Raw genomic sequence first — 22,442 nt, 5'->3', positions numbered from 1 at the left:
TCGACTCCGGGGTCCATCAGCCGAGCATGGCTTGGCTCTACAGTAAGCGCATCGCGCCCGCGTCAGAACAGCGTGCCCTGCACCGTGGGCTGTTCGATGCGCGTTGGTTGTTCGGCCGCGTCTTCCGCGCCCAGCCGCCAGGCCAGCCCTCCCAACCGGCTGGCATGACGCTTCAACGCGGCCTGCAGCACGTCGGCGCTGCCCGCGACATGCAGGACCTGGCGGGCTCGGGTCAGGCCGGTGTAGACCAGTTCGCGCGACAGCACGCGGCTGTCCTGGCGCGGCAGCTGCAACCACACTTCGTCGAACTCCGAACCCTGCGCCTTGTGCACGGTCATCGCGAAGGCGCTTTCGTGCGCGGGCAGTGCGGCCGGGTGGAAGGCGCGTGGCTGGTCAACGGTGTCTCCGGGGAACCAGGCCACCATCGCGCCGCTGCCATCGCGCAGGCAGATGCCGATATCGCCATTGAACAGGCGATGACGGTAGCTGTTCTCGGTGACCAGCAGCAGCCGGCCCTGGAAATAGCCCGGCGTATTGCCGGCCAGCAGCTGTTCAATGCGGCTGTTGAGCCCGCGTGCGCCCTGCGGGCCTTCGCGCAGTGCGGTCAGCACGCGCAGGCGACCGGCCTGCTGCAGGGCAAGCACCGGATCAGCCGCGTCGGCCAACGCACGCCAGTGACCGATCAGATGCTCGCGCTGGCCACGCAACGGGTCAGCCTCGCCCTCGTGGAAACGCACGCCGGCCAGTTCACCACTGCGCAGCAGCTGCAGCGCGGTGCTGCTGTCACCTTCACGCACGGCATGCGCCAGCGGTGCCAGGTCCAGTGCATCACTCTGCCGGTAACCGCGCTGCAGCTGCACGCGGCGCCCGGCAAAAGCGCGTGGTGCAGCCTGCGGCTGCAACGTGGCCGGCGCCAGCAGGCCATGCAAGGCCTGCGCATCGTCGGCACGGGTGCCGATGCCATCGCCGCTGGCACGCAGGATCGCGCTGAGCACGTCGCCCGCCTCGACCGACGGCAGCTGATCGGGGTCGCCAAGCAGGATCAGCCGGGTGCCACTGGCGATCGCATCGACCAGCTTGGCCATCATCGGCAGATCGATCATCGACGCTTCGTCGACCACCACTACGTCCACCGGCAGCGGATTGTCGGCGTGGTGGCGGAAGCGCGGTGAATCGGGAATTACCCCGAGCAGGCGATGCAGGGTGGTGCCAGTACTGGGCAATGCCGCGCACAGCACCGGGTCCAGCCCTTGTGCCTGCAGGCGCTGCACGGCGACGCGCAGGCTCTCGGCCATGCGCTCGGCGGCGCGCCCGGTGGGCGCGGCCAACGCCACCTCGGGCAGCGGCTGGCCAGCGTGCCGGGCCTGTGCGGCCAGCAGCAGCAACAGGCGCGCGATGGTGGTGGTCTTGCCGGTGCCGGGGCCGCCGGTGACCAGCGCCAGTGGATGGCGCAGGGTCACGCCGGCGGCGCGTGCCTGGTGATCCTCGCTGCCCGATGCCTGCGGGAACAGCTGCGCGAACAACGGTGCCAGCGCGGCCATGTCCGGTGCCGGCAGCGGATGCCGGCCGATACGCTGCAGGCCGGCCGCCAGCTGACGCTCGTACTCGCGGTAGCGGCGCAGGTAGAGCAGGCCGTTTTCCAGCACCAGCGGCGCATCCTCGGCGATGGCATCGGCCTGCTCCGGTGCCGCCACCCACGGCGACGCACGCAGCTGCGCCAACCAGTCCTGCGCGGCAGGCCACTCGGGCACGCCTTCCAGCAGCCGCTGTGGTTGCGTGGGGTCGAACGCGGCATGGCCTTGCGATACCGCCAGTGAGGCCAGCGCGGCCGCCAGCGCCACGCTCTCGGGCGTGTCGTCGCGCAGTCGTTGCAGGCTGGTCGCCAACGCATGGTCGAGGGTGCGCAGCTGGCCCTTCTGGTGCAGTTCCTTCAGCAGGCTCATGCGCTGGCTCCACGGGCACGTGCGGCCAGCTCGGCCTGGGCCTGCTCGCCTCCGGCGAACAACGCGTCGAGTGCATCGACCAGCGCCAGCGGGAAGCGGTCCACATGCACGCCGTTGCCGGCGGCATCCAGGCCGCGGCAGAACAGGTAGCGGATGCCGCCCATGTCGCGCTCGTAGTCATAGGCCGCACCCAGGCGGAAACGCAGCCAGCGATGCAGCGCCACCGTATAGATCAGCGCCTGCAGGTCGTACTCGCTGTGGCGCATGGCAATGGCCAGCAGGTCCGGGCTGTAACCGGGCAGGCGGTTGGACTTGTAGTCGAGCACGTACCAGCGCCCATCGCGCACGTAGGTGAGGTCGATCATGCCGGTCATCAGCCCTTCCAGCCGACGGCGCTGGCCAAAACCGCGGCGCGCGCTGGAAACCCCATGTGCGTGCAGCACCTGCAACAGCGCCGGCACCGCGGTCGGCTCGATGGCGAAATGGAAGTCGATTTCCGCACGGCGCTCGCCTTCATCCAGGCTGTACAGCGCCCCGCCTTCGGGCAGCGGCACGGTCAGCGTGTGACCGACCAGCGGCACCAGTACGGCCACGCCATCCTCAAGGTCGGCATCAGCGTAGCCCTCGTCGTGCAGCGCCTTGCGCAGTACCTCGGCCTGCCCCTCAGGGGCTTCCAGGCCGGGCTGCCAATCACCCCAGGCGGCGAAGTCGACGTTCTCCATCGCTTCGTGCAGCACGTTGCCGAAGCGGCTGCCCATGAAGCGCGGATCGATCGGTGTGCTGTCCTCGGCGGCCGCAGCGGGCTCCGGCAGCGCCGGTTCCAGCGGCAGTTCCGGGCCCGCCGGTTCGTCGGCGGCAGGCGCCGGCAGTTCGGTGGCGGCAGCTTCGATATCACTGCCGGCACCGGCATCGGCGTGCGCCAGCTGGGTGAAGCTGTATACCCACCAGTCGTGCGGCACGCGCCGGGTCAGTGCACGCACCGCGGGCAGCTCGCCCTCCACTTCGGCGGCGAGCTGCGGCAATGTAGCGAGCGCTTCGCTGTCATCAATGTGCACATCGGCATGGGCGCGCAGCGCCTGCAGGTCCCCCAGCAACGGCGCGAGCCGCGTCTTTGCCAACCCGGCCAGATCGCCCACCGCAATCCACAGCGCATGCTCGGCGCGGGTCAGGCCGACATACAGCAGGCGCGCGTCCTCGGCGCGCTGTTCGCGCTCGCGCTGGGCGCTGGCCGTTTCCCAGGCCTCGTTCTTGTCCAGCTTCCAGTGCAGCTGGCGCTCGCCAGCCATATGCACGGTGCAGTGCGAGGCGCTGTTCGGCGCACCGCCGTCGATGCCGACAAACGGCAGGAACACCAGCGGATACTCCAGGCCCTTGCTCTTGTGCAGGGTGATGATCTGCACGCGGCGCGCATCCGATTCCAGGCGCAGCAGCTGCTGCTCGTCATCCTGGTCGGCGCTGGCCATCTGCCCCTGCAGCCAGTCCAGCAGGCCATGCATGCCCAGTGCCTGTGCCGAGGCTTCCTGCAGCAGTTCGCCCAGCTGCAGGTAGTTGGTCAGGCGGCGTTCGCCGTCGATCAGCGCCAGCAGGCGTTCACCCTGCGCGGCGCAGACATCGGCGATCACTGCGAACGGTCCACCGCGTTGCCAGCGCTCGCGCCAGTGCAGCAGCTGCGCCTGGAACCCACGTTGCAGGTCGCCCTCGCGTTCCATCGCCGCGATCTCGCTCGCCCGCTGGCCAAGCAGCACGGTCGCCAGCGCTGCGCGCAGACGCCCTTCATCGGCCGGTTGCAGCAGTGCCAGCAGCAGCGCGCGCAGATCACGTGCCTCGCTGGTGGCGAACAGGCTCTGCTTGCCCGCTGCCACTGCCGGAATGCCGACCGCTGCCAGCGCGCGCTGCACCAGCGTCGCCTCGCGGTGCGAGCGCACCAGTACCGCGATGTCGCCCGGCTGCACGGCGCGCCCACGCAACACGGCGTTGCCGGCGCGCGCATCGACCAGGGTCTGGTGGATCGCGGCCACGCAGGCCTGGGTCGCTGCATCACGCGAAGCGTCGGCACTCATCGCCTTGTCGCCGCCACTGCGCAGCACGCGCAGGGTCAGTGCCACGGCGGCGCGGCCGTCGCGCAGGTAGTCCGCATCGATGCGCACGCCACCGGGGCGCACAGGTTCGAACTGGATGTCGCGCTCGAGGAACGCGTCTTCGCCGCCGTTGTCGTACAACGCCTGCAGGGCGCGCAGCACGGCCGGGCGTGAACGGAAGTTCTGGTCCAGCACCGGTGCCTGCTGCGCCACCTGTTTGGCCTTCAGGTAGGTATGGATGTCGCCGCCGCGGAAACCGTAGATCGCCTGCTTCGGATCGCCGATCAGGAACAGCGCCGGCGCCAGGCCCAGCTCGCGTACTTCCGGCGAATCGCCGAACACGGCGTGGAAAATGCCCCACTGGCGGTCGTCGGTATCCTGGAACTCATCGACCAGCGCGATGCGGTACTGCGCCCGCAGCTGCCTGACCAGCGCCAGGCGCTGCGGCCCGTCCAGGGCCAGTGCCACGCCATCGATCAGATCGTCGTAGGTCTGCACCCGGCGCGTGCGCTTCAGTGCCTGCAGGCGCTGCGCGGCTTCGTCGCGCAGGCGGTGCAGGAAATTCAGCGCGGTGGCACGCAACCAGGCATCGCGTTCTGCCAGCAGCGCCACATAGCGCGACAACGGAGCCTGCAATGGTGACGACGGCGTGCGCTCGGCGAATTTCTTGTTGGTCTTGGCGGCCAGCGCCTCCGGCAGCAGCGCCGGCAGGCGCTCGTTGGCCAGCAGCTCGCGCGGATCGGCACGATCAGCCCAGGCCAGCAGCTGCCGGCCCAGCGGGTGCAGCCAGCCCAGCTTGTAGGACACGCCGTTGATCCACTTGTTGTCGACGGCATCGCAGAGGTCTATGAAGAACTGCTCGCCATGCTCGCGCACGCTTGCGGACAGTTCTTCCGCCGCGCTGTGCAATGCCGGGTGTGGATCGGCCAGCACCACCGGCTGTGGCAACGGATGCAGTGGCGGCGCAGCCAGCAGCGCACGCAGATCGGCGGCCAGTGCATCCGGGCTGGACCACAGCCAGGTCAGCGGCTCCAGCGTGGCCGGATCATTGGCGTGCACGCGCCACAGATCGGCGGCGAGCTCTTCCAGCAGCTCGCGGTCACTGGCCAGCAGCTCCGGCGGGTCGAAGGTATGGCCGCTTTCCAGCGCGTGCTCACGCAGCACGCGGGTACAGAAGCCATGGATGGTGAAGATCGAAGCCAGATCGATCTCGTCGGCGGCAACCTGCAGGCGACGCTTCAGCGCAGCGGCGCTCTCGGTGCCACCCTGCAGATGGCGCTGCAGCACTTCGCGCGTCAAGCGCACGTCCGGCGCCTCGCCCTCGGCCGGTTCCAGATCGACCAGGCGCGCGGCCAGCGCAAGCCGCTCGCGGATGCGCTTGCGCAGTTCCTGGGTGGCGGCGTCGGTGAAGGTCACCGCCAGGATCTGGCCGATGCGCAGCCCCTGCTCCACCACCAGGCGGGTGAACAGCGTGGCCAGGGTAAACGTCTTGCCGGTACCGGCGCTGGCCTCGATCAGGCGGATACCCTCCAGTGGCAGGGCCAGGTAGGGATCGCCCGCCATGCGCTGGGATTGCTCATCTGCGATGGTGCTGTTCATGCGCTGCCCTCCTGGCCTGCCTCGGCGCCCAGGGTGCGGCCTTCGCGCACCGCACTGAAGACCACCTGGCTGTTGCGCAGCAGATCGGCATAGCCGGCATCGGTGGCGAACGGGTCGGCACCGCGCAGCAGCAGCTGCCAGGCGTCGCTGCTGGATTCACCCCAGCTGCGGTCGCTGCCGTGCCACTGCTTCCAGCCTTCGCTGCGCTGTTTTTCACCGGCCGTGTTGTACAGCACCCAGCCGGTATAGGGGGCGAAGCGCAGCGGTTCACGCAGGCCACGCTGGCGCAGCTGCAGCAGTGCGCGCAGCGCGGCGCGGGCAGCGGGCACGCTCAGTGCTGGCAGCACATGCGGGCCCGGACCGGCATCGCCGCCATCGTGGAACTGCACCAACGGCAGGGCATCGCCGGCGGCGTTGGCCAACAGCCAGTCCAGGCCCTGGCGGATCACCGCATTGCCGTTGAGGGTGCCGGCGCGCAGGCGCACCAGCCCTTCGGGATGCCGATCGGCCACCCGCCCATGCAGCCGCACGCCGTCGATATCGACTTCATACCGGCAGCTTTCCAATGGCTCGCCCTGCATCCAGCCCAGCAGCGCGCTGGCATAGGGACGGGTCTTCAGCTGCTCCACTTCGAACTGGCGCTCGCCCAATGCACCGGATGGCAGCAGGCCGCGCGCACGCAACCGCGGATACAGCGGCTCGCTGTCGCCATTGAGCGTGGCACGTACCACCGCTGCCTGCACGCTGCGCTTTTCCGGGCCGCGCGAGGACAGCACCAGCGGCTCCAGGTCATCCACTTCTTCAACCTCGTCGGCCAGGCGCAGGCCCAGCGACTGCGCCAGGAACTGCCCGGCCGGGTCGCACAGGAAGCGGCGCAGGGTATCGAGTGCGACCTCGTTCTCCACGGCATCGTCGAGCGGTGGTGGCAACGGCGCGTCGAACCAGGGCAGCAGGCCACCCCGCTGGCCGGTGAGGCGACCGGCCGCCGGATGCCACTGCCACCGATAACTGAAACGGCGCGGATCGCCATCGCCGAACGCAGCAGGCGAGAACGGCTGCAGGGCATGACGCACGGTGAAGTCACGCACGGCCGCCTCCGGATCCAGATGATAGGCGGCAGCGGCATCGATCAGCTCACTGACCAGCACCGATGGCTCGCGCACGCTGCCATCGCGCGGATCGGCGCCGAGATAGCTCAGGTAGAACACCTCCTGCGCCGCGGCAAACAGCTGCAGGAACAGAAAGCGGTCGTCCTCGCGGGTGGAACGGTCGCCCGGGCGCCGCCGCGGTGTATCCAGTTCGGCGGTGAGCTGGTTGAGGCCCGCGGCCGGATCACGGCGCGGGAAATCGCCGTCATTCAGGCCCAGCACGCAGATCACCCGGAACGGCAGCAGGCGCATCGGCACCATGCGGCCGAAGCTGATGCCACCGGTCAGCAACGGTGCGCGCGTGTCAGCCTCGCCCAGTGCCCCGGCGAAGTGCGCACGCACCACCTCCGGTGGCACGCCTTCGTTGAAGCCGGCCTTGGCAGCGTCCTCGGCAAACTGGTTGAGCAGCTTGCGCAGGCGCTCCAGCGCGCGCTGGCTGTTGGGCGAACTGGGCGCGGTCGGCAGCAGCGCGTCCAGCAGCGACAGCAGGCGCTGCCGCCACTGCGCCGGGGTCAGCAGTTCGCCAAGTCGACGCTGGTAGACCGCCAGTACGCGCAACAGGCGCAGCAGCCGGTCCAGCGCTTCCAACGCACCACCCTCCAGCTCGATCCACGGCGCCACACCGGCCAGGTCGGCCTCGCTGCCGGTGGCATGGCCAAGCACCAGCCGGTCCAGCGCGAACTGCCAGGTGTAGGCGTCGTCGGCCGGTGCCAGGTGCTGGTCGCGATGCTTCGCGTCCAGGCCCCAGCGCACACCCGCCTGCTGCAGCCAACCATGCAGGCGGTCGAAGTCCACCGCTTCCAGGCCGGCCGCTTCGGCCAGCGGTGCGCTGGCCAGCAGGTCCAGCACCTCGTTCAGGCCAAAGCGCGAGACCGGCAGGCCCAACAGATGCACGAACACATCGGCCAGCGGCTCGCCGGCCAGCGGGCTGCTGTCGGCCAGCGCATAGGGGATGTGCTCCTCTTCGCCGCCACGGCCGCCGAACACGGCTTCCAGGTACGGCACGTAGGGATCGATGTCCGGCGCCAGCACCGCGATCTCGCGTGCCTGCAGCGGCGGGTCGAAACGCGCGTCCTGCAGCAGGCTGCGCAGCTGGTCGTGCAGCACCTGCAGTTCGCGCAGGCGGGTGTGGCAGGCGTGCACCTGCAGGCTGGGATCGTCACTGCGCAGTCCGTCGCGCAGTTCGCCCGAAGGCAGCGCGCGGCGATGGAACAGATCGCGCTGCAGGCGTTGCAGCAGGCTGTCGGACAGGCCGCCTTCGTCCAGGGTCGGCCGGGTGTCTTCTTCCGGGTCGGAGTAGGCGGCGATCTCGCCGGCCGGGTGCACCACCTCGTAGCTGCCCAGCACCGCCATGAAGTCGCGGCCCGCGGCGCCCCAGGCTTCGAGCAGGCGGTTCTCGCCGGCCGCTTCCCCGAACGGATCGGGCGCGCCGCTGCGAAGGCGCTCGGCCAGGGTCTGCAGGTCGCCCCAGTACGACTGCACGGGCGTGGGCATGTAGAAATGCAGCTCGCCCACCCGTGCCTGGGTGGCCATCACCCGCAGCACGTCGGGGGAGATGTTGAGCGTCGCGAACGCGGACATGCGCAGCGGCAAGCCCTTCGGCAACGGCTGGCCCGCCCCTTCGAAGCGGTCCAGGTACTCCTGGATGCGGCGCGCACGGTAATCGTGGCCACGGGTGATGGTGCGCCACAGGATCGCCTGCGGATCGGCCGGATCGGCACCGGCCGCCCAGCGCAGCAGCCAGTCACGGCGCCAGGCCTGGTACTTCTCGAACACCGAGGCCAGTTCGCCAGCCAGCGCCCACGGCTTCAATGCGTCGCCACCGGCAAGGTAGGACTGCAGCGCGCGCATCGGTGGCTGTGCCAGCAGCGCTGGGTCGCGCAGTGCCTGGTACAGCCGCCAGTGCAGGCCGGCCGCGTCCAGATCGTCCTGCTCACCGCTGACATTGGCCTTCAGCGCACGGGCCACGAACTCGCCCGGGGTGAGGAATTCGAGGTTGGCGGCAACGCCGAACTCTGCGGCCAGTGTCGCTTGCAGCCAGCGCCGCATCGCCACCTGCGGAATCAGCACCACTTCCGGTGCCAACAGCGGCTGGCCCGCGACCGGCGCGCGCACGTTACGCGCCAGCAGTGCGGCCAGCACGTCCAGGGAATTGGAATGGTAGAGGCGGAAATCGCTGCCTGGGTCACTCATCATGCACAGTGTGCAGGACGGCAGGCAGTATTCAATGGTCGGCCCGTCACCGGTACGGATTGTTCCGGGGCAGGCGCCGATTGTCCCGGCCTGCGCCAAGCCTTGTCGTGCAACAATACTGCACCGTCCAGTCTGCTTATGTTCAGCCGACGGGCCCGATCCTTCGATGTCTAAAAAACGTTAATGGTGCCCATGTCGGCTTCCGCCTCCAGTCTGGTGCAGTTATCCAACGTCCGCATCGACCGGAGCGGGCGCACGATCCTGCGCGATGTGTCGCTGCAGGTGCCCAAAGGCAGCATCACCGCCGTACTGGGTCCGTCCGGCAGCGGCAAGTCGACCCTGCTGGCGGCACTGACCGGCGAACTGCGCCCGGTCGCCGGCGACGTCACCCTGTTCGGCAAGCCGATCCCGCACGACAGCAGCGCGCTGCTGGAAATGCGCAAGAGCGTGGGCGTGCTGCTGCAGGGCAACGGCCTGCTGACCGACCTCACCGTGGCCGAGAACGTCGCACTGCCGCTGCGCACGCACACCCGCCTGCCGACCGCCGTACTGCGCCAACTGGTGCAGATGAAGCTGCATGCGGTGGGCCTGCTGGCCGCCGCCGATGCGTGGCCGCGCGAGCTGTCCGGCGGCATGGCGCGCCGCGTGGCGCTGGCCCGCGCGCTGGCCCTGGACCCGCCGCTGATGATCTACGACGAGCCGCTGACCGGGCTCGACCCGATCGCCTCGGGGGTGATCATGAGCCTGATCCAGCGCCTCAACCACAGCCTGGGCCTGACCAGCATCATCGTCAGCCACCACGTGCACGAGACCCTGCCGATCTGCGACCAGGTGATCGCGATCGCCAATGGCGGCATCGTGTTCCAGGGCACGCCCGAGGCGCTGCAGTCCAGCCAGGACCCGCTGCTGCGGCAGTTCCTGCATGGCCAGCCCGATGGCCCCATTCCGTTCGATGCCGCGCCGCGCGCGAGGGTTGCCTGATGCCGTTCGTGCAAGCCACCCGTTCGCTGGGCCGCGCCGGCCTGTTCTCGCTGACCGTGCTGCGCGGTTCGCTGCCCACGCGTGATTTCCTGGCCGAGCTGACCCGCGAGATCTACAAGATCGGCGCGCGCTCGCTGCCGATCATCGCCGTCGGTGGCGCCTTCGTCGGCCTGGTGCTGACCCTGCAGGGCTACCGCACGTTGACCACCTTCGGTGCCGCCGACGCGCTGTCGACCCTGCTCGGCCTGTCGCTGTACCGCGAACTGGCGCCGGTGCTGACCGCGCTGCTGTTCATCGGTCGCGCCGGCAGTTCCATCGCCGCCGAGCTGGGCCTGATGCGTGCCACCGACCAGATCAAGGCGCTGGAACTGATGGCGATCGATCCGGTGGCCAAGGCGGTGGCGCCGCGCTTCTGGGCGGCGGTGCTGACCGTGCCGCTGCTGACCGGCATCTTCTGCTCGCTGGCGATCAGTGCCAGCTACTTCGAAGCGGTGCATGTGCTGGGCCTGGACAACGGCGTGTTCTGGTCGGCGCTGCGCAACAGCGTCGATTTCTGGGACGACTTCGGCGTGGCGATGCTGAAGTCGGCGATCTTCGGCGGTACCGCCGCGCTGGTCGCCGCCTACGTTGGTTTCCACGCCGAGCCGACCATCGAGGGCACCTCGGTGGCGACCACCCGTGCGGTGGTCAACGCCTCGCTGCTGGTGCTGATGTTCAACTTCGTGCTGTCGGCAATGTTGTTCACCTAACCCCTCCACCGGCGGTGCGCAGGCGCGCGCGGCCACTACGACTCGATCAGGTAATCCACATGGCCATCCGCGGTCCCAGACTCGAATTCTCCGTCGGCGCCTTCCTGCTGCTGGCCCTGGCCTCGCTGATGGTGCTGGCCGTGGCCTCGACCAACCAGCGCTGGAGCTGGGGCAGCGAAGGCTACGAGCTGAAAGCACGCTTCTCCCAGGTCGGCCAGCTGCGCAAGCAGGCTCCGGTGAAGATCGGCGGCGTCACCGTGGGCCAGGTCGCCTCGATCGACCTGGACCCGGTGAAGTTCGAATCGATCGTGACCCTGCGCATGGACAGCAAGGTCAAGGACCTGCCGGCAGACACCTCGGCCGGCATCTTCACCAGTGGTTTGCTCGGCGAGAGCTATATCGGTCTGCAGCCGGGCGGTGATCCGGACGTACTGAAGGCCGGCGATGAGATCGTCTTCACCCAGCCCGCCGTGGACCTGATCCAGCTGGTCGGCAAGTACATGTTCAGTGGCGGCGCCGGTGGCGGCGCTGGCCAGAAGCCCAACGATGGCGCGCAGGCGCCTGCAACGGAACCGCAACCATGAAGATGAAACTGATCCCGGCCCTGCTCGCTTCGGCGCTGCTGGCAGCTACTCCGTTCCTCGCCCAGGCCCAGGCCGCCGCCCCCGCCGCAGCCGCGACCCAGGGCCAGGCCGGCAAGGTGGTGATCGATGCCAGCACGCGCATCCTCACCACCCTGCAGCAGCGCCGGAGCGAGTTCAGCAGCAACCCGGCCAGCCTGCGCAGCTACATCGACAGCGAACTGAACCGCACCTTCGACCGCGACTATGCCGCACGCCTGGTGCTGGGCCCGCACGCCCGCGGCGCCTCGGATGCCGACATCAAGCTGTTCGCCGATGCTATGGCCGACAGCCTGATGCAGCGCTACGGCTCGACCCTGCTCAACATCCAGGGCAAGCCGAACTTCCGCCTGAAGGGCGAGAGCCCGCTGCCGGGCAACCGCGGCGTGCGCGTCAGCACCGAACTGGTGCGTGCCGGCAGCGAGCCGACCCCGGTCGAGTACTGGATGCGCAACGTCAACGGCCAGTGGAAGATCTTCGACGTCAACATCGAAGGCATCTCCTACGTGCAGACCTTCCGCAACCAGTTCGACACCCCGCTGCGCCAGAAGGGCATCAAGCAGGTGGCCAGCGAGCTGCACAGCGGCAGCATGCAGGCCGGGCCCGCGGGCAATGGCAAGTAACGCACTGGCACTGCTGGAAGGCGACACCCTGCGCCTGCGCGGGGTGCTGGATCGTGCCGCAGTGATCGCACTGTGGCCGCAGCTGCAGGCGCTGCCCGCCCAGCTGGCAAGGCTGGAGCTGGGCGAGGTCGAGCGCGTGGACAGCGCCGGCCTGGCCCTGCTGGCCGAACTGGCGGCACGTGCACGCAAGGCCGGCCATCCGCTGGCGATCTCCGGCGCGCCGGCCGGCTACAACGAACTGAGCGCGGCCTACCGGCTGTCGCCCGACCTGGATTTCAACGCTACTTCTGCTGCGAGCTGACATGAACGTCGTACGCACTCTCCCCCTGATCGTCCTGGCCACCGCCCTGACCGCCTGCGCCGGCAAGCCCGCACGCAGCGACGCACCGACGGCCAGCACCGTGGTTCCGGCCAATGCCGCTGCAGAAGCCCCCGCTGCAGTTGCCGATGGCGGAACGGTCGACCCTGCCGTGGCCGCTCCCGCGGCGCAGGCGCCGGTTGCCACGGCCCCATCGCCGGCCACTCCGGCAGCGCCCGTTGATGGCAATGCAGCGAACACCGCAGCAGCCACCGCACCCGGCGGCGACGATGATTTCGACGCCCTCTATGGCGGCGCCGGCAACACCACCAACGTGGCGGCCTACGATCCGTGGGAACCGTTCAACCGCAAGGTGCATACCTTCAACAACGCGGTCGACCGTGGCATCGCCCGTCCGCTGGCGACCGCCTATACCCACGTGGTGCCGCGCTTCGCCCGCACCGGCGTCAGCAACTTCTTCAGCAACCTGCGTGCGCCGGTGACCATCACCAACCAGCTGCTGCAGGGCCGCGGGGCCGATGCATGGGACAGCCTGGGCCGCTTCCTGATGAACAGCACGCTGGGTATCGGCGGCCTGTTCGATCCGGCCAGCAAGGCGATGGTGCCGCGTCGCAATGAAGACTTCGGCCAGACCCTGGGGGTGTGGGGCTGGCGTCGCTCGCGCTACGTGGAACTGCCGTTCTTCGGCCCGCGTACCGTGCGTGATGTGTTCGGCCTGGCCGGTGACATTCCGCTGTCGCCGATCCGCCGCATCGAAGAAGACAAGGTCCGCATCGGCCTGCAGGGCCTGCAGCTGGTCGATACCCGCGCACAGCTGCTGGCGATCGACGACCTGCGCGACACCGCCGTGGACGAGTATTCGCTGGTCCGCGATGCGTGGATGCAGCGCCGCAACTACCAGATCGAGAACGATCTGCGCAGCAAGCGCGACCGTGGCCATGACGATGCCAATTCGCCGATCCCGGTCGATGCGATGCCGATGCCGCAGTGGACCCACTGAGTCGTTTCATCGCTGCATGAAAAACCCCGCCTCGGCGGGGTTTTTCTTTTCCGGCGACGTTTCTTTCCGGTAGGTGCCAACCTTGGTTGGCACGCTTCCCTCAAGCTGCCAGCGCCGCCTCGATGGCCTCGCGCAGGCGCGCATCGTCGGCGGCCACGTCCGGGGCAAAGCGTGCGACGACCTTGCCGTCGCGGCCGACCAGGAATTTCTCGAAGTTCCACAGCACCGCCGGCGCGGCGTGGATCGGGATCTCCTTGCTGGCCAGGCGCTCGCGCAGCGAGCCTTCACCGATCGACTGCGGCTGGGCGGCGGTCAGCTGCTGGTACAGCGGGTGGGTGTCCTCACCGGCCACGCTGATCTTGGAGAACATCGGGAAGCTGACATCGTAGGTGAGCTGGCAGAACTGCTGGATTTCCGCCTCGCTGCCCGGCTCCTGGCCGAGGAAGTTGTTGGCGGGGAAGCCCAGCACTTCCAGGCCCTGTGCGTGCTTTTCCGCATACAGCGCCTGCAGGCCTTCGTACTGCGGGGTCAGGCCGCACTTGGAGGCGACGTTGACCAGCAGCAGCACTTTGCCCTGGTAGTCGGCAAGCGAGGACGGCTGGCCGTCGATGGTGGTGAGGGAAATATCCTGGATCGAAGTGCTCACGCGGGGGCTCCGGCTACAGCGGGGAATGGCCCACCAGCATAGCGCCGCACGATGCTGGTAGTGCCGGCCGCTGGCCGGCAATGGTGCGATCGTTCCCAGCCGTTCACGCGGTTGCCGGCCAGCGGCCGGCACTACGATCAGTCCACGCAGATCGTGCCCTGCGCCTTGCCGTCCTCGATGCGCTGGCGGCAACCAAAGTTCTGGCTGGCATCACGCTGGCAGGTACCGGTGGTGGCGCCGCCAGCGGCCACCTCCCCCCCGGCCAGGCACTGGCCGGTGCAGTCACTCTTGCCGCTGCAGGCCTTGCCGGCATCGGCATAGGGAATCACGCACTGCTCGCGCTGCAGGCGGCCGAGCCGCTGCAGGGTGCCACCGGCGGCCTGGCAGTCGACGTCGCGTGCTTCCCGGTAGGCCTCGGTGGCTTCGGGCGTGGCGGCCGCGCCGGCCTGCCCCGCCGTACCCACGGCCGGTGGCGTGCTGCTGCAGGCGGCAAGCAACACGGTCAGGACAACACTGGTACAGAAGCGCAGGCGCATGGCGATACCTGATCGAAACGGACAGGCCGCCAGCATACGCATCGACGGTGCAGGCGACGTGTCAGCGCGGCTCAGGCCTCCTCGCCGTCGCTGCCCTCGTCCTCGACCTCTCCCGTGGCGTCCCCCTCGGCCAGGTCGCCCAGCAGCGACTGCGCCTGTTCGGCAGCCAGCGATTCCACGCCGCGCAGACGGCGCTCGATGGTGCGCGTCTTGCGGCTGGCCTCGCCGATGCTGCGGCCGACGGTGGTGATCTGCTTTTCGGCCTTCTCGAGGATGCCGGCGAACTTGCCGAACTCGCTCTTCACCGCGCCCAGCAGGCTCCACACCTCGCTGGAGCGCTGTTCGATGGCCAGCGTGCGGAAACCCATCTGCAGGCTGTTGAGCAGCGCGGTGACCGTGGTCGGCCCGGCCACCACCACGCGATGCTCGCGCTGCAGCAGGTCGACCAGGCCGGGGCGCCGGATCACCTCGGCATACAGGCCCTCGGTGGGCAGGAACATTACTGCGAAGTCGGTGGTGTGCGGCGGCGCGATGTACTTGTCGCAGATCGACTTGGCCTGCACGCGTACCGCGCGCTCAAGCTGGATGCCCTGTAGCCGCACGCCTTCGGCATCGCCCTGCTCCTGCGCATCCAGCAGACGTTCGTAGTCTTCGCGCGGGAATTTGGAGTCGATCGGCAGCCACACCGGCGTGTCGTCGCTGCTGCGCCCCGGCAGGCGCACCGCGATATCGACCATTTCACCGCTGTCCGGGCGCACTTTCACCGCCCGCGCGTACTGCTCCTGGGTCAAGGTCTGCTCGAGGATGTTCTCCAGCTGCACTTCGCCCCAGCTGCCGCGGTTCTTGACGTTGGTCAGCACGCGCTTGAGGTCGCCCACGCCGGTGGCCAGCTGCTGCATCTCGCCAAGGCCACGCTGCACCTGTTCCAGCCGTTCGGAAACCAGCTTGAAGGAATTGCCCAGCCGGGTTTCCAGCGTCGACTGCAGCTTCTCATCGACGGTGTGGCGCATCTGCTCCAGCTTCTGCGCGTTGTCGTTCTGCAGCGCGCGCAGCTGTTCTTCCAGCGTGGTGCGCATCTCGGCGATGCGCTGCTCGTTGCGCTGGGTCAGTTCCTGCAGGCGCAGGCCCAGGCTTTCGGTCAACCGCTGTTGCGACTGCGCGCCTTCCTCGCGCCCCTTGCGCGCATCGTCCACCAGGGTCTGGCGCAGCGCGCCGAACTGGGTGTCGGTGCGTCCGGTCAGCTCCTGCAGCTGCTGGCCGAAGGCGTGGATGCGCGCTTCCTGCTGCTGGCCAAAGGTTTCCAGCTGGCCGCGCAGTTCCTGCAGGCGCTGTCCCATCAATGCCGCGCCACGCTGCTGGCTGTCGGCGGCCTCGGCGCGTGCCTTGCGGGCGTCTTCGCCGAGCGCTTCGCGCAGCAGGTCCAGGCGCTGGTCGGTGCGGGTCGACAGATCGGTCAGCGCGCGGGCGAATCCATCGAGCTGCTCGCGCAGTTCGCTACGCCCGGAGCGGGCCTCCTCGCGTACGGCCTGTTCCAGGCGGTCATGCGGCGGGCGGCGCAGCAGGGCGACCAGCTGCAGGATGAGCACGGCCAATAGAAGGCCGCCGATGAGCAGGAATTCGGTTTGCATGTGGCAAGTGTAGGCTGGCACCGTCTCAAACGCTGCGCCGGGCCATGTTGGAACTGTACGGAAAGCCGACCTCGATCAATGTCCGCAAGGTGCTGTGGCTGTGCGCCGGGCTTGACCTGCCGCTGCACCACGAACCGGCGCCGGCGCCGGACCTGCTGGCCACGCTGAACCCGAACCGGCAGGTACCGGTACTGCGCGACGGCAGCTTCGTGCTGTGGGAGTCCAACAGCATCTGCCGTTACCTGGCCACACGCGCCAGGCGCGACGACCTGCTGCCCGCCACCGCTCAGGCGCGGGCCCGCGTCGAGCAGTGGATGGACTGGCAGGCCAGCGACCTCAACAGCGCCTGGCGCCACGTGTTCATGGCCCGGGTGCGGCAACACCCGGACTACCCGGATGATGCCCGCGCCGAGGCCAGCCTGGTGCAGTGGAATCGATTGATGGGCGTGCTTGATGCGCAGCTCGCCGCTACGGGCAGCTACGTGGCGGGCAACACCTTCACCCTCGCAGACATCGTGCTCGGCCTGTCGACCCAGCGCTGGCGCAGCACGCCCGGCAGCACGCCCACGCTGCCGAACGTGGAGGCCTGGTTCGAACGCCTGCGCCAGCAAGCCGGTTTTGCCGAACACGTCGACAACGGCGTGGCCTGAGGCAGGGGCGCGGGAACGACCCCGGCCTTACCAGCCTTCCAGCACGATCTTGCCCCTGGCACGGTGGCTCTCCAGCAACGCATGCGCGCGCCGCAGGTTGGCCGCGTCGATGCGCCCGAAGTGCTCGCCCAGCGTGGTCTGCAGCACGCCGGCGTCGATCAGCTCGGCCACCCGGTTCAACAGGTCGTGCTGGCGCTGCATGTCCGCGGTCTTGTACAGCGGGCGGGTGAACATCGACTCCCAGTGCAGCGACAGCGCCTTGCGCTTGAGCGCCATCACATCGACCTGGCCGGGATCATCGATCAGCCCCAGCTGGCCCTGCGGCGCCAGCAGCTCCACGATCTGCACGTAGTGCTGGTCGGAATGGGTCAGGCTGGCCACGTGCTGTACCTCGCTGATGCCCAGCCGCGCCAGGCCCTCGGCCAGCGGCAGGCTGTGGTCGATTACATGGTGCGCCCCCATCGCATACACCCAGTCCTGTGTATCCGGGCGCGAGGCGGTGCCGATCACCGTCAGCTTGGTCAGCTTCCGCGCCAGCTGCACCAGGATCGATCCGACGCCACCGGCAGCGCCGATCACCAGCAGGGTCTGGCCTTCGCCGCCGCCCTCGGCGATGCGCAGGCGGTCGAACAGCAGTTCCCAGGCGGTGATCGCGGTCAACGGCAGCGCCGCGGCGGCGGCATCGTCGAGGCTGGCCGGCTTGCGGCCGACGCTGCGCTCGTCCACCAGCTGGTATTCGGCATTGCTGCCGGGGCGGTCGATCACGCCGGCGTAGTAGACCGCATCGCCAGGCTGGAACAGGGTCACCTCGCTGCCCACCGCGTCGACGATGCCGACCGCATCCCAACCGAGCACGCGCGGGCCATCGGTGGCCACGCCGCGGCGCACCTTGGTGTCGACCGGATTCACCGCCACCGCGCGCACCGCCACCCGCAGGTCGCGCGGGCCGGGCTGCGGCATCTCCAGTTCGATGTCGATCAGGGCCTGGGCATCATCGATCGGCAGGCCGGCTTGGGTGTAGGCAATGGCGCGCATGGCAGCGGTCCAGTGGGGAAGGAGCACACAGGTTGCGCCGCGCGCGGCGCTGCAGAAAGGCGCAGAATCGGGCAGCACTTTCACTCCGGCAATGAAAATGATCCGTTTCGACGACCTGCAGTTGTTCGTCCGCACGGCTGCACTGGGCAGCTTCTCGCAGGCCGCGCGCGAGGCCGATCTGCTGCCCGGCCAGGTTGCGGCTGCCGTGGCGCGGCTGGAGCGCGAGCTGGACCTGCGCCTGTTCGTGCGCACCACCCGCAGCCTGCGCCTGACCGGCGAGGGCGCGCTGTACCTGCCGTATGCCCAGGAGGTGCTGGCCACCCTGCGCGAGGGCCAGGCGCGCGTGCAGGGCGAGGACACCGAACTGCACGGCACCCTGCAGCTGTCGGCGCCGTCGGACTTCGGCCGCAACCTGCTGCTGCCCTGGTTGAGCGCCTTCCGCGCCGCGCATCCGCGGCTGCGCCTGCACCTGCGCCTGTCCGACGAAGTGGCTGATGTGTTCCGCGACCCGGTCGACGTAGCCATCCGCATCGGCCACTTCGACGACGCCAGCTACGTCGCCCTGCCCCTGCTGGAAGGCAACCGGCGCGTACTCGCGGCCTCGCCCGGGTACCTGCAGCGCCGCGGCACACCCGGCCGCCTGGAAGACCTGCGCGAGCATGATTGCCTGGTCTACCAGCTCAGTGGCCGCGCCTACGACCGCTGGTCATTCGAGGTCGAAGGGCGCCGCAGCGTGATTCCGGTGCGTGGCCCGCTGGTCTGCGACGACGCCGATGTGGTGCGGCGCTGGGCCGTGGCCGGCGAAGGCATCACCTACAAGTCCTGGCTGGACCTGCGCGAGGATGTGCAGGCCGGGCGCCTGCAGCTGCTGCTCGACGGTGCCGGCAGCAGCATCCCGCTGCAGCTGGTGTGCCCGCATCGCAAACAGTTCTCGCCGGCGGTACGGCAACTGCACGCGCAGCTGCGCCAGCACCTGCAACCGCTGCTGTCTGGCATGCCCGGTGGCCCCGTCAGCCCTCTGTCGCCAATCGCGTCGCTGGCCGACAATGGCGGCCCCCCGTAACAAGAGAACACCGTCATGCCGTGGATGGGCATCCAGGACCTGTGGACGTTTCTGGTCGCTGTGCTGGTGTTTCTCGCCCTGCCCGGCCCCGGTACCTTCACCCTGCTGACCGCCACCGGCCGTGGCGGCGTGCGTGGCGGCTACACTGCATTGGCCGGCCTGCTGGTCGGCGACCAGATCCTGATGTGGCTGGCCCTGGCCGGCGTGGCCGCGCTGCTGAAAGCCAATCCGCTGGTGTTCCATGCCGTGCAGTACCTCGGTGCGGCCTACCTGGTGTGGGTCGGCATCAGCCTGCTGCGGACCCCGAAGCACGAAGGGGGTGAAGCCGGACCGATCCGCATGCAGCCGGGCCGCTACTTCCAGCAGGCCATCCTGGTCAGCCTGCTCAATCCGAAGGCGATCCTGTTCTACATGGCGTTCCTGCCGCTGTTCATCGACCCGAAGGCCCATCAGGGCATTGCCACCTTCGCGGCGCTGGCCGGTATCATCCTGGTGGTCAGCATCGCCTATTGCTCGATGCTGATCGGCGTCGGCAACCTGGCCCGCCGCCGGCTGATCCAGCACCCGCGGATCAGCGACGCGCTGCGCCGCGTGGCCGGCCTGTTCCTGGTCGGCTTCGGTATCCGCCTGGGGCTGAATGGATGAACCGGCCATCCCAGTGACCCCACTGCTGTGGACGCCCGCCCGCTGAATCGGCTCTGCCGACCGGAGGGACCTCGGACGAATTCGATCTTTGCCTGCAATTGTGCTGATTTCGTCACTTCAGCTGATGGCGAGCCACCATCGCTGACGCATTCAACCCATGCACGACCCCCGTCAGTGGTAATGCTGCGCTGCGTTCGGTCACACTCGGGAACTTGTCGTTCTTAGTCACCCCTTCCGAGGCCTGCATGTCCCTGTTCCGGCGCAAGTCCCTAGATTCCGTCACCGTCCACGAAGCGGGCAGGCGTCTGATCCCCACACTCAGCTGGCCACACCTGATCGCGCTGGGCATCGGCGCCATCGTTGGTACCGGCATCTACACGCTGATCGGCGTCGGCGCCAACCTGGCCGGCCCGGCCGTGCTGATCTCCTTCGCCATCGCCGGCGCGGTCTGCGCCTGCGCAGCGCTGTCCTATGCCGAGCTGTCGACGATGATGCCGGCCGCCGGCAGCGCCTACACCTACAGCTACAGTGCGCTGGGCGAGGTGTTCGCCTGGGTGGTGGGCTGGAGCCTGATCCTGGAGTACTCGCTGGTGGTGAGTACGGTGGCGGTCGGCTGGTCCGGCTACTTCGTCGGTTTCCTGGAATGGGTGCACACCCAGTTCGGCTGGAACGTGCACCTGCCGGCCTGGCTTGCCGCCGGCCCGCACGTGGAAGGCGGCATGATCAACCTGCCGGCGATCGTCATCACCTGGCTGGTGGCCGGCATGCTGATGGCCGGCACCAAGGAGAGCGCCACCCTCAACGCCATCCTGGTGGTGTTCAAGCTGATCGCGCTGGCCATCTTCGTCGCCGTCGCCCTGCCCGCCTTCGACAGCGCCAACCTGCAGCCGTTCATGCCGTATGGCTTTGCCAAGTCGATCGGCCCTGATGGCGTCGAACACGGCGTAATGGCGGCGGCAGCAATCATCTTCTTCGCGTTCTACGGCTTCGATGCGATCTCCACCGCCGCCGAGGAAACCAAGAACCCGGGCCGCGACCTGTCGATCGGCATCATCGGTTCGATGATCGGCTGCACCATCGTCTACGTGCTGGTGGCGCTGGCGGCAGTCGGTGCGATGAGCTACGCGGTGTTCGGCCACAGCGCCGAGCCGCTGGCCCTGATCATGCGCCAGCTGGGCCACCCGACCGCGGCGATGGTGATCGGCGTGATCGCGATCATCGCGCTGCCGACCGTGCTGCTGGCCTTCCTGTATGGCCAGAGCCGCATCTTCTTCGTGATGAGCCGCGATGGCCTCCTGCCGCGCGGGCTGTCCAAGGTCAACGCCCGCACCGGCACGCCGGTGGCGACCACGCTGTTCACCGCGGTGGTGGTGTCGGCGCTGGCCGGTGTGGCGCGCCTGGACGAGATCGCAGCGCTGGCCAACGCCGGCACCCTGGCCGCGTTCACCGCGGTGGGCATCTGCCTGGTGGTGCTGCGCCTGCGCGAACCGAACCGCGAGCGCACCTTCCGCACCCCGCTGGCCTTCGTGGTCGGCCCGCTGGCGGCACTGGGCTGCATCTACCTGTTCATCAGCCTGCCGCACCGCACCCAGCTGTACTTCCTGCTGTGGAACGTGGCCGGCCTGGTGCTGTACTTCCTGTACAGCCGCCGCCACGCGCTGATCGCGAAATAAGGGCCGCATTGTAGAGTCGAGCCATGCTCGACTCGCGCGGTTCCTACCGGAAGCAGTCGAGCATGGCTCGACTCTACTTGCCCGCGGCGTAATCCTGCGCCTGGCGCATCACCCGCAGCAGGTTGCCACCCCAGATGCCGGCAATCTGCTGCTCGGTGTAGCCCTTGCGCAGCAGCCACGCAGTGATCTTCGGCAGCTGGCTGACATCGGGCAGGTCGCTCAGGCCACCGCCGCCATCCCAGTCCAGGCCGATGCCCACATGCTCGGGGCCGACCACCTTGAGGATGTGCTCGAAGTGGGCGAAGAAATCGTCCAGGCTGGCATGGCGCACCGGGTGCTCGTGATCCAGCGCCTGCTCGGCCCTCAGCAGGGCGACGCCCTGCTCGATGCCCATCCCTTCCCAGCCACCCAGCTGCTTGCTCAGCGCTTCCTCGGCCTGCTTGCGCTCCGGTGTCTTGGCGGTGTCGATCAGGTAGCCGCCATAGGCATTCACCTGGATCACGCCGCCGGCCTTGGCCAGCTTGCGCAGGCGTGCATCGTCGAGGTTGCGCGGGTGGTCGTACACGGCCTTGGCCGAGCTGTGTGACAGCACGAACGGCACCGGCATCATCGCCAGCAGGTCGTCGAACACCGCGTCGGAGGCATGCGACTGGTCGATCACGATGCCCAGCTTCACCGCCTGCCGCACCAGCTCCTTGCCCGCCGGGCTCAGCCCCTTCCACTCCGCGCCCTTGGGGTCGGTGGCCGAATCGGCGAACTCGTTGTTGGCGAAGTGCACGGTGCTGAGCAGGCGCAGGCCGGCGCGGTGATAGAACGAAAGCAGGCTGGGATCGGCCACGAGTGGGCTGGCGTTTTCCATGCTGATGTAGACCACGCGCTTGCCGGCGGCCTTGATCCGCGCGGCGTCATCGGCGGTCAGCGCCAGCGCGAAGCGCTCGGGATTGGCCGCCAGCATCTCGCGGATTTCCAGCAACCGCTGCAGGCCATGGTCACGCTCGGCCAGGTGAGCCGCTGCGCTGCGGTCGCCCTGGTCGGTGTAGATCGCCCAGAAGCCGCCGTCCAGCGCCCCTTCGACCATGCGCGGGTAGTCCACCTGCGAAAGCGCGTTGCGGTCGTGGCGCTGCTCGATGTCGAAACCGCTGCGACCGAAGTTGGCCGGCGTATCCAGATGGCTGTCGAGGGTGACCAGGCGCTGTTGCAGCGCCTTGGCACGGGCCAGCTCCTGCGCGCTGAACTCGACGGCGTGGGCGGACAGCGGCGCGCACAGCGCCAGGGCAAGCACGACGGACAGGTGGCGCAACGAAGGCATGGGC

General features: G+C 68.6%; 17 protein-coding genes and 1 pseudogene. 10 read left to right on the top strand and 8 right to left on the bottom strand.

The annotated features are described in order from the left end of the window. Positions 1-62: 62 nt before the first annotated feature. Genes recD through recC form a run of 3 tightly spaced genes read right to left on the bottom strand, consistent with a single transcriptional unit; the run spans position 63 to position 8,964 of the window. Positions 63-1,943: an exodeoxyribonuclease V subunit alpha gene (gene recD, locus N440_RS19500; protein WP_133936350.1), complete on the bottom strand. Its 1,881-nt coding sequence runs from the start codon at positions 1,941-1,943 to the stop codon at positions 63-65. After that, positions 1,940-5,620 (bottom strand): exodeoxyribonuclease V subunit beta, encoded by a 3,681-nt coding sequence (gene recB, locus N440_RS19495; protein ID WP_133936349.1) that lies wholly within the window; start codon positions 5,618-5,620, stop codon positions 1,940-1,942. The genes recD and recB overlap by 4 nt, the downstream gene beginning before the upstream one ends. Beyond that, entirely contained in the window at positions 5,617-8,964 is a 3,348-nt protein-coding gene (gene recC, locus N440_RS19490) for an exodeoxyribonuclease V subunit gamma (protein ID WP_133936348.1), read from the bottom strand. The genes recB and recC overlap by 4 nt, the downstream gene beginning before the upstream one ends. Positions 8,965-9,153: 189 nt before the next feature. Between recC and N440_RS19485 the strand changes: the two genes are divergently transcribed. The 6 genes and pseudogenes from N440_RS19485 to N440_RS19460 all read left to right on the top strand — a co-directional run bounded on the left by N440_RS19485 (position 9,154) and on the right by N440_RS19460 (position 13,253). Then, positions 9,154-9,942, top strand: coding sequence for an ATP-binding cassette domain-containing protein (locus tag N440_RS19485; protein ID WP_040009260.1), 789 nt, complete (start codon positions 9,154-9,156; stop codon positions 9,940-9,942). Beyond that, on the top strand, positions 9,942-10,691 hold the full coding sequence (locus N440_RS19480) for an MlaE family lipid ABC transporter permease subunit (protein ID WP_005414955.1): 750 nt from the start codon (positions 9,942-9,944) through the stop codon (positions 10,689-10,691). Before N440_RS19485 ends, N440_RS19480 begins: the two co-directional genes overlap by 1 nt. Positions 10,692-10,750: 59 nt before the next feature. Further along, positions 10,751-11,215 (top strand): annotated as a pseudogene (gene mlaD / locus N440_RS19475) (outer membrane lipid asymmetry maintenance protein MlaD); the annotation flags it as partial. A 56-nt stretch (positions 11,216-11,271) separates the two neighbouring features. After that, a complete protein-coding gene (locus N440_RS19470) occupies positions 11,272-11,934 on the top strand; it encodes an ABC transporter substrate-binding protein (protein WP_133936347.1) in 663 nt (220 codons plus the stop codon). Further along, positions 11,924-12,235, top strand: a complete 312-nt coding sequence (locus tag N440_RS19465) for an STAS domain-containing protein (RefSeq protein WP_008266246.1) — start codon at positions 11,924-11,926, stop codon at positions 12,233-12,235. Before N440_RS19470 ends, N440_RS19465 begins: the two co-directional genes overlap by 11 nt. A 1-nt stretch (position 12,236) precedes the next feature. Continuing rightward, complete coding sequence (locus N440_RS19460) at positions 12,237-13,253, top strand: VacJ family lipoprotein (protein ID WP_133936346.1); 1,017 nt, start codon at positions 12,237-12,239, stop codon at positions 13,251-13,253. Positions 13,254-13,353: 100 nt separating this feature from the next. On the opposite strand, the gene N440_RS19455 is transcribed toward N440_RS19460, so the two are convergent. From N440_RS19455 to rmuC, 3 genes are all read right to left on the bottom strand, one after another. After that, entirely contained in the window at positions 13,354-13,899 is a 546-nt protein-coding gene (locus N440_RS19455; protein ID WP_133936345.1) for a glutathione peroxidase, read from the bottom strand. A 137-nt stretch (positions 13,900-14,036) separates the two neighbouring features. Beyond that, entirely contained in the window at positions 14,037-14,435 is a 399-nt protein-coding gene (locus tag N440_RS19450) for a hypothetical protein (protein WP_133936344.1), read from the bottom strand. A gap of 71 nt (positions 14,436-14,506) precedes the next feature. Further along, positions 14,507-16,063 carry a DNA recombination protein RmuC gene (gene rmuC / locus N440_RS19445; RefSeq protein WP_133936343.1) on the bottom strand — a complete coding sequence of 519 codons (1,557 nt, stop codon included), beginning with the start codon at positions 16,061-16,063 and terminating at the stop codon, positions 14,507-14,509. A gap of 44 nt (positions 16,064-16,107) precedes the next feature. Between rmuC and N440_RS19440 the strand changes: the two genes are divergently transcribed. After that, a complete protein-coding gene (locus N440_RS19440; RefSeq protein WP_133936342.1) occupies positions 16,108-16,713 on the top strand; it encodes a glutathione S-transferase N-terminal domain-containing protein in 606 nt (201 codons plus the stop codon). A 27-nt stretch (positions 16,714-16,740) separates the two neighbouring features. Here the strand turns inward: N440_RS19440 and N440_RS19435 are convergent, their stop codons facing one another. After that, positions 16,741-17,748 carry a zinc-binding alcohol dehydrogenase family protein gene (locus N440_RS19435; protein WP_133936341.1) on the bottom strand — a complete coding sequence of 336 codons (1,008 nt, stop codon included), beginning with the start codon at positions 17,746-17,748 and terminating at the stop codon, positions 16,741-16,743. Positions 17,749-17,839: 91 nt separating this feature from the next. Between N440_RS19435 and N440_RS19430 the strand changes: the two genes are divergently transcribed. The 3 genes from N440_RS19430 to N440_RS19420 all read left to right on the top strand — a co-directional run bounded on the left by N440_RS19430 (position 17,840) and on the right by N440_RS19420 (position 21,129). After that, positions 17,840-18,811, top strand: a complete 972-nt coding sequence (locus tag N440_RS19430; protein ID WP_133936340.1) for a LysR family transcriptional regulator — start codon at positions 17,840-17,842, stop codon at positions 18,809-18,811. Positions 18,812-18,826: 15 nt separating this feature from the next. Beyond that, complete coding sequence (gene leuE, locus N440_RS19425; RefSeq protein ID WP_133936339.1) at positions 18,827-19,456, top strand: leucine efflux protein LeuE; 630 nt, start codon at positions 18,827-18,829, stop codon at positions 19,454-19,456. Between the two features lie 245 nt (positions 19,457-19,701). Next, the gene (locus tag N440_RS19420; protein ID WP_053451211.1) at positions 19,702-21,129 is read left to right on the top strand and encodes an amino acid permease; all 1,428 of its coding nucleotides are present in this window, start codon (positions 19,702-19,704) and stop codon (positions 21,127-21,129) included. Between the two features lie 73 nt (positions 21,130-21,202). On the opposite strand, the gene N440_RS19415 is transcribed toward N440_RS19420, so the two are convergent. Further along, entirely contained in the window at positions 21,203-22,438 is a 1,236-nt protein-coding gene (locus N440_RS19415) for a dipeptidase (RefSeq protein ID WP_133936338.1), read from the bottom strand. Positions 22,439-22,442 lie beyond the last annotated feature (4 nt).

The sequence above is a fragment of the Stenotrophomonas sp. CC22-02 genome, from assembly GCF_004365115.1.
Taxonomy (GTDB): domain Bacteria; phylum Pseudomonadota; class Gammaproteobacteria; order Xanthomonadales; family Xanthomonadaceae; genus Stenotrophomonas; species Stenotrophomonas forensis.
The sequence above is the reverse complement of the archived record's forward strand: the minus strand, read 5'-3'. Positions and strand labels throughout refer to the sequence as shown.